Here is a 14708-nt window from a genome sequence, read left to right as displayed (position 1 = left end):
GCAGTTTGCCAAGGACAAAATTCTTGGGGAATATCCCGCCATGTGGCGCCTGTACGCAGTTTCCATAAGATCGCTTCCATGATATTTCTACGATTCTTTGAACAGTAGCAACCATGTAATCGCATAGTATCTTGAATTTTCTGCCGGATATCATCGGTAAGAAGAGTGCGCGCCATTGAAAATGTAGAAATAAAAATAACTCAAAGGAGGATTTTAAGTATTTAAAACCAATTCTTCAAATGAGGACACGCCCTAGCTAAAATGTCGATTAATTCACAAAAAAACAGTACACTTAAGCTTTAAAATACACTTGTTATTAAATGGTTTAATCTTTACATGCAGCAGACTAAACGGTTTCCCATAGGAGCGCATCTTATGGTGAAACATTTCGGTTATACTCATCACGGGATTTATGCCGGGCGTGGTCGTGTAATCCACTATTCCGGATTTGCGCATTTATTTAAGAAACATCCCATTGAAATAACGTCTATTGAAAAATTCAGCCACGGCAAGCCGATTCAAATCCAGTATTATAAATCAGCTAAATATACAGGCCGTAAAGCAGTCCGTCGCATGCGTTCCAGAATGCATGAAAACAACTACCACCTGATTATCAATAATTGCGAACACTTATGTACCTGGGCCATTACTGGCGTGGAAAGCAGCCCACAGGTTATTCGCATGATGAACCGTCTAACCACCATCGGTTATATCAGCTCCATGGTGAGCTTTATGAACAGCATGTTCCTGACCCTTACCACCACCAGCTTCGCGCTTGCGCTCTATATTAAAAAGAAACTCCATGACAAGGCCAAAATGCGTGTGCAGCAATATCGTGACTTACAGGAGCAGATCAAGAGCAAACGCCCGGATCTGGGCAATCTGAAACATCGCTAAAGCTTGGCATTAAAACATACAGTGAATATTTTCCGCATCAAGCTGGCTCAATACCATCCTGAGTAAATGACAGCAAGGCATTTACCTCTGACCGATCACTCAATCCAAAAGAATCACTTGAATCAGGCCCGCATTTTCTTAGGTTAAATAGACTTTCTTAGACTGAATCGCCTCAGGTAGGGCCTGTCCTAATGAGCTTAATGTTTCGCGCTCAACCAGCCTGACAATCGAATCCAAAGGCAGGTCATTATCCTGAAGCCCGAAAGGCTCTTCCAGTTCAGAACTCAGCTCATCCAGCCCCAAGAACAGATAAGCAATCAACGCGACTAGAATTGGCGTCCACAGGCCCAGACTGGCTTCCAGGCTAAATGGCAAGATGAAGCAGAAAGAATAGACAGCCCGGTGCAACAACACCGAATAGGAAAATGGCAGCGGTGTCGACAGAATACGATCACATCCTGCCTGAACATTGCCTAAGGCCACTGTATGCTGATTCAGACTATTATAAATAATATCCGTGATCTTACCCTGCCGATATTGCTGAACTAAATCTTTCTGGATCTGCTCCAGAACCCATTGCGAAGCATTCATATGGGTTGGTAACTGTTCAAATGAATTAGACTCAAACTGTGTACTGGACTGATAATGCTGAATACTTTGCTGCTGCTGCCTTAAGCGGTCACGCAGAAGATGAGTAAATAACATCATCCGATATAATAAAACTTCACGTGTCTGATCATCCAGGACATAACTATCACGGCATAAATGGCGGGTTGTGGAAATTAAGGCGCCCCATAACTTGCGCCCTTCCCACCAGCGGTCGTAACTGGCATTATTTCTAAAGCTTAAAAATATCGACAGAATGACTCCGAAAATAGTAAAGCCAATAGCCGGGACTGCCGGTAAGGTGAGAAAGTGTGCCTGACGCAGATAGACCAATGTACCTGATAGAAAAACCACCAGAACCAAAGCCGGCAGAACTTTAGGCAAAATCGTGCCATGCCATGCAAATAACAAACCAAAGCTATTACTTTTATCACGAACAATCATTGAGTCTTTCCTGCTGCATCGAAAAAGCCCAACCGGAGTTGGGCTTTTTAAAAAATTCAGAGCAAATTATTTGCCAAGCTTAAAGCTGTCTCTCAAGTCCAGAATACGGTTAAATACCGGTTTTTCGCTTGAGTGATCATATTGATCTGCTACAAAATAGCCTTCACGTTCAAACTGGAAGCGATCTTCCGGCTTTGCCTGTGCCAGTGCTGGTTCAATCACAGCCTGAACTACTTTTAATGAATCAGGATTTAAATTTTCCAGGAAGTCATCACCGACATCTGGATCAGCGACACTAAACAGACGGTCATAAATACGTACTTCGGCAGGAACACCTTTAGTCGCCGATACCCAGTGAATCACCCCTTTCACCTTACGGCCCTCAGGATTTTTACCTAGAGTTTCCGGGTCAATTGAACATTTCAGCTCGACCACTTTACCGCTTTCATCTTTAATGACTTCATCACACTTGATCACATAGGCATGACGTAAACGCACTTCACCACCCGGGATCAGGCGTTTAAAGCCTTTTGGCGGCTCTTCTTCAAAGTCCTTACGGTCAATGTAGATTTCTGCAGTCAAAGGAATGACACGCTCACCCATATCCACGTTCGGATGACGGGAATGAGTTAAATCCATATCTGCTGGCAGATTGGTTAAAGTCACTTTTAGTGGATTCAGTACTGCCATACCACGCGCAGCCGTATTCTCCAAAGACTGGCGGATGCAGTACTCAAGCATTGCCACATCGACAATACTGCCATCAATCTTAGATACACCCACACGCTTACAGAAATCACGCAGGCCTTCAGGTGTGAAACCTCGACGGCGCATACCCACCACCGTTGGCATACGAGGGTCATCCCAGCCATTCACATGACCGCCCTCAACCAGCTTACGCAGCTTACGCTTAGACGTAATCGTATAGTCGACATTCAAACGGCTGGATTCGTACTGATGCGGTACAGATAGAGATTTGACTTTCTCTACTACCCAGTCATAGAACGGACGGTGATCCTGGAACTCCAGAGTACACAGTGAATGGGTAATGCCTTCAATCGCATCTGATAATGGATGCGCATAATCATACATTGGATAAATTTTCCATTTATCGCCTGTCTGATGATGCGCTGAATGTAAAATACGATACAGGATTGGATCACGCATATGCACGTTTGGAGAGGCCATATCAATTTTGGCACGCAGTACTGCCTGACCTTCTGCATATTCACCATTGCGCATTTTTTCAAAACGTTCCAGGTTTTCTGCCACACTGGCGTCACGGTATGGCGAGTTTTTGCCAAGCTCAACAAAATTACCGCGGTTTAAGCGGATCTCTTCAGGCGTTTGCAGATCCACATATGCATCACCCTGTTCAATTAACTGAATGGCCCAGGTATAAAGCTGCTCAAAATAGCTCGATGCATAGCGAGGCTCACCCTCCCACTGGAAACCCAGCCATTTTACGTCATTGGCAATCCCGTCTACATATTCCTGCTCTTCTGCATCCGGGTTGGTGTCATCAAAACGCAGATTACATACACCATTAAATTCTTGTGCAATACCGAAGTTCAAGCAAATCGCTTTCACATGACCAATATGCAGATAGCCATTTGGCTCAGGTGGAAAACGTGTCACTACCTGTTGGGTACGGCCGGCTTCCAGGTCATCTGTGATAATCTGGCGCACAAAATCCAAGCCCGGCTGTTGTTCCTGCTGCGCTGAATCGACTGCATTCTTGTTTTGGGTCGGGTTCTCGGGCAGAGATGCAACAACATCATTTGGCTTCATGATCAATCATTCACTTCTAAAATTAAAAAAGGATTAATGAAATCCAGTAGCACACTCAGTCTGCCTGTATTCATTAGATAAGTATTCCTTAGTTTAACTAGAGGTGGGTAATCTCTCAACTGTTAACTCTTGTATTTGATTTCAAAGCGGGCATTTTCAAAGTTAAAGCGGAGTTTAGCCAAGTTAATACTTAGGGCGTATGGTTTTTTATATGCCCTTCTGAATATTATTTATGCCAAACCTGTGATTGTAAGCAAAACTGGCCTTGATCACTTCAACAGAATGACTTGACAAAGCAAAGCCTAAATAAAATACGATTTAGATGTTTTAACAAAGAAAATAAGGTTTTTGCTTGCCTTGTCGTTTAGAGTTTGCTTATGCTTCTCACATTGAAATAAAACATGGCATCTGTCCATGATTAGGAGATTACCCAATGAGTTTTCCTCAAGTCGAATTAAACACCAATAAAGGTCGTATTGTTCTTGAATTAAACGCTGAAAAAGCACCTAAAACAGTGGCAAACTTCTTGCAATATGTACGTGACGGTTTTTATGATGGCGTAATTTTCCACCGTGTTATTGATGGTTTCATGATCCAGGGCGGTGGCATGGATGAAAACTTCAAAGAAAAAGCAACACGTGATGCAATTGAAAATGAAGCGGATAACGGTTTGAGCAATGAGGAAGGTACGATTGCAATGGCTCGTACTCAAGCACCTCACTCTGCTTCAGCTCAGTTTTTCATTAACGTGAAAAACAACTCTTTCCTGAACCACACTGGCAAGACTGCTCAGGGTTGGGGGTATGCCGTATTCGGTAAAGTTGTTGAAGGCATGGATGTTGTGAACGATATTAAAGGCGTTCGCACGGGTAACCGCGGCTACCACGCTGACGTTCCTTTAGAAAATGTTGTAATCGAATCTGCAAAAATCATTTCCGAATAAAAAACAGTCCTCTCCGTTCTTTATAAGTTTTAAAGCATCGCTTTAAAACGGTATAAGAGAAAGTTTCTCAAAATGATGAAGAATTTAGAGAGGATTAAAAGGAAAAGATTCGTGACCTATCTGTTTATCTCGGATTTACATTTGTCACCTGATCACCCTCGACTTGTTCGGGGGTTTTTAGATTTATTGACGGCCTATCAGAACCAACAGACTCAACTCTATATTCTGGGAGACTGGTTCAATGCCTGGATCGGCGATGACTATACTGCACCATGGCTAGATGAAATAGTCGACCGATTAAAACAATTTACAGCCGCAGGTAATCAGATCTTTTTTCTGGCTGGAAATCGTGATTTTGTATTAGGCCAGAACTTCCTGGATCAGTTTTCCGGACAGCTCTTGGCCGATGTTCACAACCTTGAGATTGGTAGCATCCACTATCGGATTGAACATGGCGATGCCCTGTGTACCGATGATATTGGCTATCAGCGTTTTCGTAAAGTCATCCGCAATCCGCTGCTCTTAGCTTTACTCAGGAAAACTCCGCTCAGCTTTAGAATGAAACTGGCCCATGGCTTTCGCAAGAAAAGCCAAGAATCTCAGCAGTTCAAAACCTATGAAGTTATGGATGTGAACGCATCTGCAGTAGACTCTGCGCTCCAAGAAGTAGAGGTGCTGATTCATGGCCATACGCACCGTGCGGCTATTCATCGGCTGGGGCATAAAAAACGGATTGTTCTGGGAGACTGGAAGCTGGACCATGCTGAAATTCTGGAAATCCAGCCTGAACAAAATATTGAAAGTCTGAAACTAAAAAAGTGGCGATATTAATCAGCCACTTTTCTATTTCTGCACTGCCTCAATTCAACTTAAACGGTAAAGCTGGTTCACACCGGTATAGAAACTTCGACCATCCTGATTAAACTGGATTTCCTCACCGTTTGGCAACTGGATCATCTGACCCACTTCTACCCAGATAAACCCTTCCATCGTATTTTGCTTACGCTTTAAAGGGATTAGCTTTACGTTAATTTCATTGCCATCAGCGGCAGTGGCAATATGCCATTCATTGATCTTTTTCAAAATTTTTACTCACATCAGATGAGCTTTTTGTGACTTTATACTTTATCGAGAGAGTAGTAACAACCTAGTCTATATTCTATGGTTAATAGATCTTATTTTAGTTCAAATACTTGAACTAAAAAGTGAATCACAATCGGCTAAAAATAATAATAAAAGCAAGAATATTACTTGCCTGAAGTGAAACTACTATAAACTATTTTCAACCAAAAGTAAAATTACATTGTAATGACAAATGCATATCATATATATTTCATGTTATTCTAGAAAAAGAGAAAATCTTTGAAATCGCATTCGCACACTTAACCTGAAACCAAATTTTTATAACAATCTGCTTATATAGAGCCAAATTAAGATCTAGCCATGGATGAAACCATCCATCTATCAGACTTGAATTTAGCAACCACTCAGCAAGGCATGGATTAAACTATAGTATCCATGTCTCATGCATTGCCCTTGTCGCAAAGCTGCCAATCATATTAAATCCCTGTGGATTAGATCAATAAACTATTTGCTTTTTTTCTCTTACTAAGTTTCACGTTAATTTTTATGCAAAATTAAGGTGTTAAAAACTTTGCCTCTGGCTGTTTTGTTGTAATAATCCTGTAATCAGAAAAAGATAGAAGCTTTTATTCTATTTTCCAGGTCTCAAGAAATTGGAGTCCATTCATGGATTTACTTAAAATTGCGCAAACCCGTTATACCACCAAAGCCTATGATCCGAACAAAAAGGTTCCTGCCGAGCAGTTTGAGCGCCTTTTAGAGGTATTACGCCTGACCCCATCTTCTATTAACATTCAGCCCTGGCATTTCTTTATTGCGGATGATCCAGCGGCCAAGCAACGTATTGCCAAGGCTCTGGTGGGTACGTATGCCTACAATGCCCCAAAAGTACTGGACTCTTCCCATACCATTTTATTCTGTACCAAAGCTGATATTGACGAGCTACATCTAAAAAACCTGTTAAAACGGGATGATCTCAATGGTCGTTTTAAAGATGAACATGCCAAAGAAGGTCAGAAAAATACCCGTAGCGGTTATGTAGATTATTATCGTAATGAAAAAGGCGATATTCAGCGCTGGGCAGAAAACCAGACTTTTATTGCACTGGGTCAAATATTACTGGCTGCAGGAATTGAAGGCATTGATGCTACCCCAATCGGTGGCTTTGATGAGAATATCATTAGTGACGAATTGCAACTGGCTGAACAAGGCCTGATTCCTTCCGTACTGTTGACTTTAGGCTATCGCAGTGAAAATGACTTCAATGCCAAATTACCGAAATCACGCCTGCCAGCTGACTACATTTTCACCAAACTGTAAGCATTTTATGGTATAAAAGGGGTCTAGTGCCCCTTTTTATATCAATCCGGGCCTATTTTAATGATCACTCACCAGAATCTAGAATAAGAATAGAGGCCCTGCATGTCGCTCCTTCAATCCAAGCCACTGAAATTTAAATGCCAGCCTTGCAATAAGGTTTATCTTCATTATTACAAGCCGAAACAGCGCCAATATCCGCACTGTCCAAGCTGTAAACAGGCCGGTTCACTACTGGGCAGCATAGAAGCCGAAGATCTGCTGCGGCATCCGGTTGAGTTTGTCACTTCATATATTAAGCAGACATTGCATAAGCCAGGCAAATCACACTAATCACACCCAATATTAGACCAATTGTGCTCGCAGGTTTTAAACGTTCTTTAAAGAACACCAAGCCTGCAAGTACACCAAAAACAACCACCAGAATATTCATGCCAGCAAAGACAATAGCCGGCGTATCCTTGAGCAATATATGAGCCTGGACATAAAAGGCAATATTGGCAAAGTTGAGCAGTCCAAGAAATAAGCCTACTCCGATTTCCTGAGCTGAGCCTAAACTCCGATATTTCACCATCAGATAAGCCATCGACACCACCAGAGCGCAGATAAACATCAGGTTTAAGGCTACGGCAAACTGCAAACCCAGGCTGGTGGTATATTTCAGCAGTACATCAATCAGGGCATAACCAAACCAGACCAAAGCCAGATAGAGTACTCCCTGCCTTGAGCTTCCTGCCCCTTGACCATGGGACAACAAAATACACAGCACTGAAACTATGCCTAATATAATTCCCAGTATTTTTAGCTGGTTAAACTGCTCCTGAAAAATAAAATAAGCGGCGGCAAGCGATAAAACCACAGATAGACGCTGGGCGATTTCTGTTTTTAAAATACCGGCGGTCCGTAAGGATTTGGCCAAAAACAAAAAGACGCTCGGCAATAAAATACCCAGCGCCAGAATAAGCCACCACGGTGTCTGACGGATAGATATATGCTGAATATCCGGTTTAAACCAGAAAAAACATAATAAGCTGGCTGTAACATAATTCCAGCTAATCATATGTATCGGACTGAGCTGCCGGCGCTTGGCCAATTTCAATAATATAGAGACTGCAACGCTGCATAGAGCTGCAATAAAAATCAATTCCATCTGCGACTCTTCGGATAGTTTTAATTAGAATACAAAAAAGCCCACATATGCTGTGGGCCTTTTTTTATAAATGATCCACTCGGAATTATTTATAACGCTCAACCATTTTCTCTAAAGAGATTGGACGAATTTTATCTGCATTACCCGCAGTACCAAAAGCTTCGTAACGGTCGATACAGATTTGCGTCATCGCATCCACAGTTGCACTGAAGAATTTACGCGGATCGAATTCGCTTGGTTTTTCAGCCATCATACGGCGCATCGCACCAGTTGATGCTAAACGCAGATCCGTGTCGATGTTAATTTTACGAACACCGTGCTTGATCGCTTCAACCAGCTGCTCAACAGGAACACCATAAGTTTCCTTGATATCACCACCATACTGGTTAATTACAGCCAGCCATTCTTGTGGCACAGAGCTTGAACCGTGCATCACAAGATGTGTATTTGGTAATGCAGCATGAATTTCTTTAATACGGTCAATTGCTAGGATGTCACCTGTAGGTGGACGGGTAAACTTGTATGCACCGTGTGAAGTACCCACTGCGATTGCCAGTGCATCGACATTGGTATCAGCAACGAAGCTACGCGCTTCTTCTACAGAAGTCAGAAGCTGAGAGTGGTCAAGTACGCCTTCAGCACCTACTCCATCTTCTTCACCAGCCATACCTGTTTCAAGGCTACCCAAACAACCGATTTCACCCTCTACTGAAACGCCACATGCATGGGCCATCTGTACAGTACGGCGAGTCACATCAACGTTGTATTCATACGAGGTTGGTGTTTTACCGTCTTCGCCCAGTGAACCGTCCATCATTACCGAGGTAAAACCTAACTGGATAGAACGTTGACAGATGTCAGGACTTGTACCGTGATCCTGATGCATAACAACTGGAATATGTGGCCATTCTTCAATCGCAGCCAAAATCAGGTGACGCAAGAATGGAGCACCTGCATATTTACGGGCACCTGCAGATGCCTGTACGATCACTGGTGAGTTCGTTGCATCTGCTGCGAGCATGATTGCGCGCATTTGTTCCAAGTTATTTACGTTAAATGCTGGTACGCCGTAAGCATGTTCTCCGGCGTGATCCAAGAGCTGGCGCATCGAAATAAGAGCCATAATATCCTCCCAGGTAATGCCCCATATTCTACATGTTCAAGTATTTCAATACAGCCACAAAATACATTATTTTATAAAAAATCCCTGCTTTTGCAGGGATTTTTCGAATCAGGGCTGAGCTTATGGAGCAACTGCTTCAGAACTTGCTGCTACCGACTCATCTGCGGTTGCTTCATCTGCTGGTGCATTGGCAACATCGGCTGGAATATCGGTATTTTTTTCATCCAGAACTGGCTTGTCAATGGCATCAATAGCGGCCTGTTGTTCCGCGCTGACCTGCTCTTCTGTGGTAGCGGCTGCCGAACTTTCAGCTTCAGCTACAGGCGCACTTTCCTTTTTTGCACAGGCAGTCAGTCCTAAAGATGCTGCCAGGAATACTGCCAAAGTGAGTTGTGATTTCATTCTTTACTCTCAATTTATTATCCAATGGCTAAATTTTATGACAGATTTATTTCATTTTGATGACTACGGTATGAATAGCGATCCAGTCTGTCAAAAAGTTGACATAAAAAAAGCTGGCAGATAGCCAGCTTTTTCACACTATCAAATGCACTTAGGCACGTTCTAGCAGTACTGCAACTGCAGGCAAGGTTTTACCTTCTACAAACTCCAGGAAAGCCCCGCCACCTGTAGAAATATAACCAATTTTATCGGCAACTTCGTACTTGTCGATAGCAGCTAAAGTATCACCACCACCTGCAATTGAGAAACCTTCAGATTCAGCAATTGCTAAAGACAGGGTTTTGGTTCCTTCGCCGAACTGGTCTACTTCAAATACACCTACTGGGCCATTCCAAAGTATTGTTTTAGAGGTTTTCAGGATGTCTGCAAAGGCTTTGGCTGTTTCTGGACCTACATCTAGAATCATGTCGTTATCTGCAACATCTTCAACCTTTTTCACAGTAGCTTTAGCCGCAGCCAATGAACCCAGGAAATCCTCAAAATTGATTTCAGCGGCATCTGCAACCACTACATCGGTTGGAAGCGGAACTGAAACTTTTGCTGCAATGGCTTTTGCAGTATCGATCAGGTCATTTTCACACAATGATTTACCTACGTTATAGCCTGCTGCTGCAAGGAAAGTATTGGCAATACCACCGCCAACAATCAGTTGATCACAAATGTCAGACAAGGATGTCAGCACATCAAGTTTGGTTGAAACTTTAGAACCTGCAACAATAGCCACCATTGGTTTTTCAGGCGTTTTTAGAGCACGGCCTAAAGCATCCAGTTCAGCTGCCAATAAAGGACCGGCAGCCGCGACTTTAGCTAGACGCGCTACACCTTCAGTCGAAGCTTCTGCACGGTGAGCAGTACCAAACGCATCCATTACAAATACATCACAAAGCGCGGCATATTGTGCTGCAAGCTCAGGACTGTTTTTCTTTTCACCCACATTAAAACGGCAGTTTTCCAGCAGAACCACTTGGCCTGGCGCAACGTCAACACCATCCAAATAATCCTTATACAGTTTGACTTCCTGACCCAAAGCATCTGTCAGATAAGCAGCTACAGGCGCGAGAGACTGTTCAGCTTTAGGCTCACCTTCAACTGGACGACCAAGGTGAGAATAGACCATTACGGCAGCGCCCTTTTCAACAGCTGCTTTAATTGTTGGCAATGCCGCACGAAGACGCGCATCGCTGGTGATCACACCATTTTTAACAGGAACGTTTAAATCTTCACGGATTAAAACACGCTTACCCGCTAAATCCAGGTCAGTCATACGCTGAAAGTTCATGTAGAGCTCACTTTATAGATATTCAAACCCGGCGATTTTAAATGATTATGTAGAAAAAGGTTAGCATCTTTTGCAGAAAACATTATAAATACCAAAGTTTTGTTATGATAGAAAAAAGCTTTTTGCAGATTCAGCAGTTATGTCGATACATCCTGATCCTAATCTTAATCGTTTAAATGTCTTGGGCGAGCCTTTGGCCAGTTGTTGTTATGCTCCGATTACCGGTTATTTCCGTAATGGTTTTTGCCATACCGCCACTACCGATCTCGGGCAGCACACTGTCTGCGCGCAAATGACCTCAGAATTTTTAAATTTTTCCCAAAAAATTGGTAATGATCTGATTACTCCTTTACCTGAAGTGGATTTCCCCGGCCTACAGCCAGGTGATTTCTGGTGTATCTGCGTCACACGCTGGGTAGAAGCCTATGAAGCAGGCAAAGCTCCCCCGGTAAAACTGCAAGCCTGTCACAAAGCCGTACTTGCCTATGTACCTTTAAATATCCTTGAGGAATATGCTGTCTAATGAATGCTGCACCGATTATCCTGGCCTCTTCCAGCCAAACCCGTAAAGAGTTGATGGATCGTTTACATATTGACTATATCGCCATGGTACCGGACATTGATGAAACACCTCGCGGTGAAAATCATGCAGATGATCTGGCCAAACGCCTAGCCTATGAAAAAGCCAGACATATTTCCGAACAGCACCCTGAAGCGATTGTCATTGGCTCAGATCAGGTCGCATGGCGCGAAGGTGCACCGGATATTTTTATCGGCAAACCGCTCACTCCTAAAAAAGCCATTCATCAGCTGCAAGCCAACTCGGACAAGATTGTGTATTTTAGTACCGCACTGAGTGTACAACAACAATCTACCGGTTTTGAACACACCTTAATTGAACATCATAAAGTCAAATTCCGTAAACTTTCACAAACTGAAATTGAGCGCTACATTGAAATTGAACAACCATTGCATTGTGCTGGTAGCTTTAAATGCGAAAGTTTAGGCATTAGCCTGTTTGAAGAAATGATCGGTCAGGATCATACCACCTTAATGGGTATGCCAATGATCCAACTCTGCAAAATCTTGCGTGAACTTAATATTTTAGTGCCTTAAATCAAAGCTCGCGATTTGCGATATGAATAACTTTCTTCATATCGCAACAAGTCAAAATAACCGATTGTTATAGTCTTATGCATCAAAAATTAACTGTTAAAGAGTTTCATAACTTTAGTCAGGGAAAACTTCAAGCTTTAGAAGCGTTTATAAGTAGTCAGGCACTAGAGTCCTTTGTCATTGTCGCCCAAATCAATCAACTCAATGATTCACGCCAGCGAGCTAAAGAAAAAAAGCAGAATGTACTGTATCAACTTTTATTACAAGATGGACCGCATCAACTTAAAGCGCGTGCAAGTATCAAAGTTATTCCAGATAATATTGGTGATGGTACTGTAGTACGTGCAATTTGCCAGTGTCAGCCCGTTCTGAATATGCATGACTGTCTGGTTACAGAAGCAAATATTGTAAAAATTGAACCTGCAAGCCCAGAAGAAGGACTATATGTAGATCAGACGAGCATTTTGCTTAAAAGTTTAACCTATGTACATCAACCCTTTCCTAAAAAAAACTATCCTAAAGTTTGTCTGATCTACTCCAACTCTAGTTCCGCTCAAGTCCATCAGGATTTCTTACATGGCCTTAACTATCAGATTAATTATATTGAGTTAATAGAAAAGAAAATCAGCTTTAGCAATGTAGCTGAACTGAGCCAAACCATTTCTGAGGCAAAAGCAGATATTTTGGTGATTATTCGCGGAGGGGGTGATACTAAAGCATTAGAGAGTTTTGATCACCCTGATGTTATTCGTGCTCTTGCCTCAAGTGCTACTTTTCGTATTACAGGAATTGGACATTCTTCAGATCGAAATTTAATTAATCTTTTTGCAGACTACACCGCAATTACCCCTACCGATGCAGGTAGTTATTTAAAAAAATGCTGTATCAAAAATTTATCCAACATAAAAAAGAAAAAGAAAATGAAGAATTAATCCTCTCTCTACAGCAGCAACTGCAAACAGAAAAAGAGCAAGCTTAAGACCTGACCACGAAACTTGATCATCTACAAAGCACCCTTACTCAAATTGATCGGCGTCTGGAGCAGGTAGCCCAACCCGATAATCCCTCCCCAAAAAGGCTCATTATTCAGTGTACTTTATTCTCTACCCTACTCATTCTCGTGCTGCTGTTTTTACAAAATAACTATTTGTGAAAATAATGCGGCTTTAGATGAAAGAATTATCCCGTCTAAATGCTATGATTTAAAAAATTAATTTCTTCAGGCTTTTTATGTCCCACTCCTTAGATGTGTTAGGCGGTATCACCGCTGAACAATTCCTTGCCGAATACTGGCAGAAAAAACCCCTTCTGGTCCGTAATGCGATGCCTGAAATCGCAGGTTTACTCGAACCCAGCGATGTGATGGAACTGGCTTTAGAAGAAAATATCACTGCCCGCCTTATCAAGCAAAAAGACCGTGATCCAAACCAGTGGTCGGTTAAATCTTCGCCACTTCTAAAAGCAGACTTCCAGAAGATGCCTAAGCTCTGGACACTTTTAATTCAAGCAGTTGATCATTATTCTTTTGACCTTTCTGGACTGTGGAAGAAATTCTCCTTTATTCCGCAATGGCGCCGTGATGACATTATGGTGTCGTATGCTCCCCAAGGCGGTTCTGTAGGTAAACATTTCGATTTTTATGATGTTTTCCTGGTACAGGGTTATGGCCACCGTCGCTGGCAACTGGGCCAAATGTGTGATGCTGAAACAGAGATGGTTCCCGGCCAGCCACTTAAATTGCTCCCTGAGATTGAGGTCAACTTTGATGAGGTTTTGGCACCGGGTGATTTATTGTATGTTCCGCCCGGGCTTGCGCATTACGGCGTTGCAGAAGATGACTGCTTAACATTTTCCTTCGGTTTTCGTATGCCAAATGTCAGTGACATGATGGATCGTGTCGGTGACAAGTTTGCGGAAAATGAGGTTTTGCGTAATCCATTAGTAGATATTGTCCGTGACCAGATCAGTGCTGCCGGTGAAGTTACCCCCCTTGAGCTGGAATACTTAAAAGACAAGATCATGGAGCAACTGCACAATTCAAATGTGCTGGAAGATGCCATCATGAGCCTGATGTCCGAACCAAAGTATGAAGAGAACATTCCAGAAGCTGAAGAAATTGGTACTGGAGATCTGGAAGAGGCGCTCGACCAGGGTTATAGCATTCTACTGGAGCCCGCTTCACGTCTGCTATATACCGAGGAAGATAGTGAAGTTCTCTTCTGGGCCAATGGTGAAGGAATCTGCATTTCTGAGGCTTTTACCGAAAAGCTTAAACAGCTGGCAAATGGCGAATCTGTAGCATTAGATCTAGATTTTGCCGATGAGGACATGCTGGAGGATTTGGCAGATTTATTGAATGAGTCTATTTTAATGCTGGTTCCGCCGGCTGACGAAATATAGTTTTATTGCTTTCCCTTCTAAAGAGGATCAATTGATCCTCTTTTTTTATTGCTAAAATATGATTAATCTCAAATTCTAGGCAGATTTTTATACTTTA

17 protein-coding genes are annotated in these 14708 nt (G+C 42.6%); 9 read left to right on the top strand and 8 right to left on the bottom strand.

All coding sequences use genetic code 11. The features are described from left to right. On the bottom strand, window positions 1–176 hold a 176-nt coding region (locus NI461_RS03835; RefSeq protein WP_253156607.1), incomplete at its 3' end, for a transposase. Between the two features lie 160 nt (window positions 177–336). On the opposite strand from NI461_RS03835, the gene NI461_RS03830 reads away from it, so the two are divergent. Then, window positions 337–897: a lecithin retinol acyltransferase family protein gene (locus NI461_RS03830; RefSeq protein ID WP_151203941.1), complete on the top strand. Its 561-nt coding sequence runs from the start codon at window positions 337–339 to the stop codon at window positions 895–897. A gap of 138 nt (window positions 898–1035) precedes the next feature. Here the strand turns inward: NI461_RS03830 and NI461_RS03825 are convergent, their stop codons facing one another. Together NI461_RS03825 and NI461_RS03820 are read right to left on the bottom strand one after the other, a co-directional pair. Continuing rightward, a complete protein-coding gene (locus NI461_RS03825) occupies window positions 1036–1947 on the bottom strand; it encodes a bestrophin family protein (RefSeq protein WP_174659693.1) in 912 nt (303 codons plus the stop codon). A gap of 66 nt (window positions 1948–2013) precedes the next feature. Next, entirely contained in the window at window positions 2014–3738 is a 1725-nt protein-coding gene (locus tag NI461_RS03820) for a glutamine--tRNA ligase/YqeY domain fusion protein (RefSeq protein WP_174659692.1), read from the bottom strand. Between the two features lie 433 nt (window positions 3739–4171). Between NI461_RS03820 and NI461_RS03815 the strand changes: the two genes are divergently transcribed. Together NI461_RS03815 and NI461_RS03810 are read left to right on the top strand one after the other, a co-directional pair. Then, a complete protein-coding gene (locus tag NI461_RS03815) occupies window positions 4172–4681 on the top strand; it encodes a peptidylprolyl isomerase (protein WP_151203938.1) in 510 nt (169 codons plus the stop codon). A 111-nt stretch (window positions 4682–4792) separates the two neighbouring features. Beyond that, entirely contained in the window at window positions 4793–5512 is a 720-nt protein-coding gene (locus NI461_RS03810) for a UDP-2,3-diacylglucosamine diphosphatase (RefSeq protein WP_174659691.1), read from the top strand. A 33-nt stretch (window positions 5513–5545) separates the two neighbouring features. Here NI461_RS03810 and NI461_RS03805 read toward each other — a convergent pair whose 3' ends face one another. Further along, a complete protein-coding gene (locus tag NI461_RS03805) occupies window positions 5546–5764 on the bottom strand; it encodes a transposase (RefSeq protein WP_151203936.1) in 219 nt (72 codons plus the stop codon). Window positions 5765–6430: 666 nt separating this feature from the next. Between NI461_RS03805 and nfsB the strand changes: the two genes are divergently transcribed. Next, on the top strand, window positions 6431–7084 hold the full coding sequence (gene nfsB / locus NI461_RS03800) for an oxygen-insensitive NAD(P)H nitroreductase (protein WP_174659690.1): 654 nt from the start codon (window positions 6431–6433) through the stop codon (window positions 7082–7084). Window positions 7085–7186: 102 nt separating this feature from the next. Continuing rightward, window positions 7187–7414 carry a hypothetical protein gene (locus tag NI461_RS03795; RefSeq protein ID WP_151203759.1) on the top strand — a complete coding sequence of 76 codons (228 nt, stop codon included), beginning with the start codon at window positions 7187–7189 and terminating at the stop codon, window positions 7412–7414. On the opposite strand, the gene NI461_RS03790 is transcribed toward NI461_RS03795, so the two are convergent. The 4 genes from NI461_RS03790 to NI461_RS03775 form a co-directional block, all read right to left on the bottom strand. Then, a complete protein-coding gene (locus NI461_RS03790; RefSeq protein WP_174659689.1) occupies window positions 7377–8231 on the bottom strand; it encodes a DMT family transporter in 855 nt (284 codons plus the stop codon). The genes NI461_RS03795 and NI461_RS03790 overlap by 38 nt on opposite strands. A gap of 85 nt (window positions 8232–8316) precedes the next feature. Further along, on the bottom strand, window positions 8317–9354 hold the full coding sequence (fba, locus tag NI461_RS03785) for a class II fructose-bisphosphate aldolase (protein WP_174659688.1): 1038 nt from the start codon (window positions 9352–9354) through the stop codon (window positions 8317–8319). Between the two features lie 120 nt (window positions 9355–9474). Then, window positions 9475–9756 carry a hypothetical protein gene (locus NI461_RS03780; RefSeq protein WP_151207875.1) on the bottom strand — a complete coding sequence of 94 codons (282 nt, stop codon included), beginning with the start codon at window positions 9754–9756 and terminating at the stop codon, window positions 9475–9477. A gap of 151 nt (window positions 9757–9907) precedes the next feature. Beyond that, the gene (locus tag NI461_RS03775; protein WP_174659687.1) at window positions 9908–11095 is read right to left on the bottom strand and encodes a phosphoglycerate kinase; all 1188 of its coding nucleotides are present in this window, start codon (window positions 11093–11095) and stop codon (window positions 9908–9910) included. 139 nt (window positions 11096–11234) lie between these two features. On the opposite strand from NI461_RS03775, the gene NI461_RS03770 reads away from it, so the two are divergent. The 4 genes from NI461_RS03770 (at window position 11235) to NI461_RS03755 (ending at window position 14611) form a co-directional block, all read left to right on the top strand. After that, window positions 11235–11618, top strand: coding sequence for a DUF2237 domain-containing protein (locus tag NI461_RS03770; protein WP_151203769.1), 384 nt, complete (start codon window positions 11235–11237; stop codon window positions 11616–11618). Then, window positions 11618–12211 (top strand): nucleoside triphosphate pyrophosphatase, encoded by a 594-nt coding sequence (locus NI461_RS03765; protein ID WP_151203771.1) that lies wholly within the window; start codon window positions 11618–11620, stop codon window positions 12209–12211. The genes NI461_RS03770 and NI461_RS03765 overlap by 1 nt, the downstream gene beginning before the upstream one ends. Window positions 12212–12288: 77 nt before the next feature. Beyond that, window positions 12289–13143: an exodeoxyribonuclease VII large subunit gene (locus NI461_RS03760; RefSeq protein WP_174659686.1), complete on the top strand. Its 855-nt coding sequence runs from the start codon at window positions 12289–12291 to the stop codon at window positions 13141–13143. A gap of 298 nt (window positions 13144–13441) precedes the next feature. Then, window positions 13442–14611, top strand: a complete 1170-nt coding sequence (locus tag NI461_RS03755) for a cupin domain-containing protein (RefSeq protein WP_174659685.1) — start codon at window positions 13442–13444, stop codon at window positions 14609–14611. Window positions 14612–14708: the final 97 nt, after the last annotated feature.

Source organism: Acinetobacter sp. S4400-12, from assembly GCF_024129495.1.
Classification (GTDB): Bacteria; Pseudomonadota; Gammaproteobacteria; order Pseudomonadales; family Moraxellaceae; genus Acinetobacter; species Acinetobacter lwoffii_C.
Note: the sequence above shows the minus strand (reverse complement) of the source record. Positions and strands in the feature narration are given on the sequence as shown.

What these genes read in the sequence shown, in the direction of transcription:
- NI461_RS03830 (WP_151203941.1), top strand. Translation starts at nt 337, where the DNA reads ATGCAGCAGACTAAACGGTTTCCCATAGGAGCGCATCTTATGGTGAAA.
- NI461_RS03825 (WP_174659693.1), bottom strand. Translation starts at nt 1,947, where the DNA reads ATGATTGTTCGTGATAAAAGTAATAGCTTTGGTTTGTTATTTGCATGG.
- NI461_RS03820 (WP_174659692.1), bottom strand. Translation starts at nt 3,738, where the DNA reads ATGAAGCCAAATGATGTTGTTGCATCTCTGCCCGAGAACCCGACCCAA.
- NI461_RS03815 (WP_151203938.1), top strand. Translation starts at nt 4,172, where the DNA reads ATGAGTTTTCCTCAAGTCGAATTAAACACCAATAAAGGTCGTATTGTT.
- nfsB (WP_174659690.1), top strand. Translation starts at nt 6,431, where the DNA reads ATGGATTTACTTAAAATTGCGCAAACCCGTTATACCACCAAAGCCTAT.
- NI461_RS03795 (WP_151203759.1), top strand. Translation starts at nt 7,187, where the DNA reads ATGTCGCTCCTTCAATCCAAGCCACTGAAATTTAAATGCCAGCCTTGC.
- NI461_RS03790 (WP_174659689.1), bottom strand. Translation starts at nt 8,231, where the DNA reads ATGGAATTGATTTTTATTGCAGCTCTATGCAGCGTTGCAGTCTCTATA.
- fba (WP_174659688.1), bottom strand. Translation starts at nt 9,354, where the DNA reads ATGGCTCTTATTTCGATGCGCCAGCTCTTGGATCACGCCGGAGAACAT.
- NI461_RS03780 (WP_151207875.1), bottom strand. Translation starts at nt 9,756, where the DNA reads ATGAAATCACAACTCACTTTGGCAGTATTCCTGGCAGCATCTTTAGGA.
- NI461_RS03775 (WP_174659687.1), bottom strand. Translation starts at nt 11,095, where the DNA reads ATGAACTTTCAGCGTATGACTGACCTGGATTTAGCGGGTAAGCGTGTT.
- NI461_RS03770 (WP_151203769.1), top strand. Translation starts at nt 11,235, where the DNA reads ATGTCGATACATCCTGATCCTAATCTTAATCGTTTAAATGTCTTGGGC.
- NI461_RS03765 (WP_151203771.1), top strand. Translation starts at nt 11,618, where the DNA reads ATGAATGCTGCACCGATTATCCTGGCCTCTTCCAGCCAAACCCGTAAA.
- NI461_RS03760 (WP_174659686.1), top strand. Translation starts at nt 12,289, where the DNA reads ATGCATCAAAAATTAACTGTTAAAGAGTTTCATAACTTTAGTCAGGGA.
- NI461_RS03755 (WP_174659685.1), top strand. Translation starts at nt 13,442, where the DNA reads ATGTCCCACTCCTTAGATGTGTTAGGCGGTATCACCGCTGAACAATTC.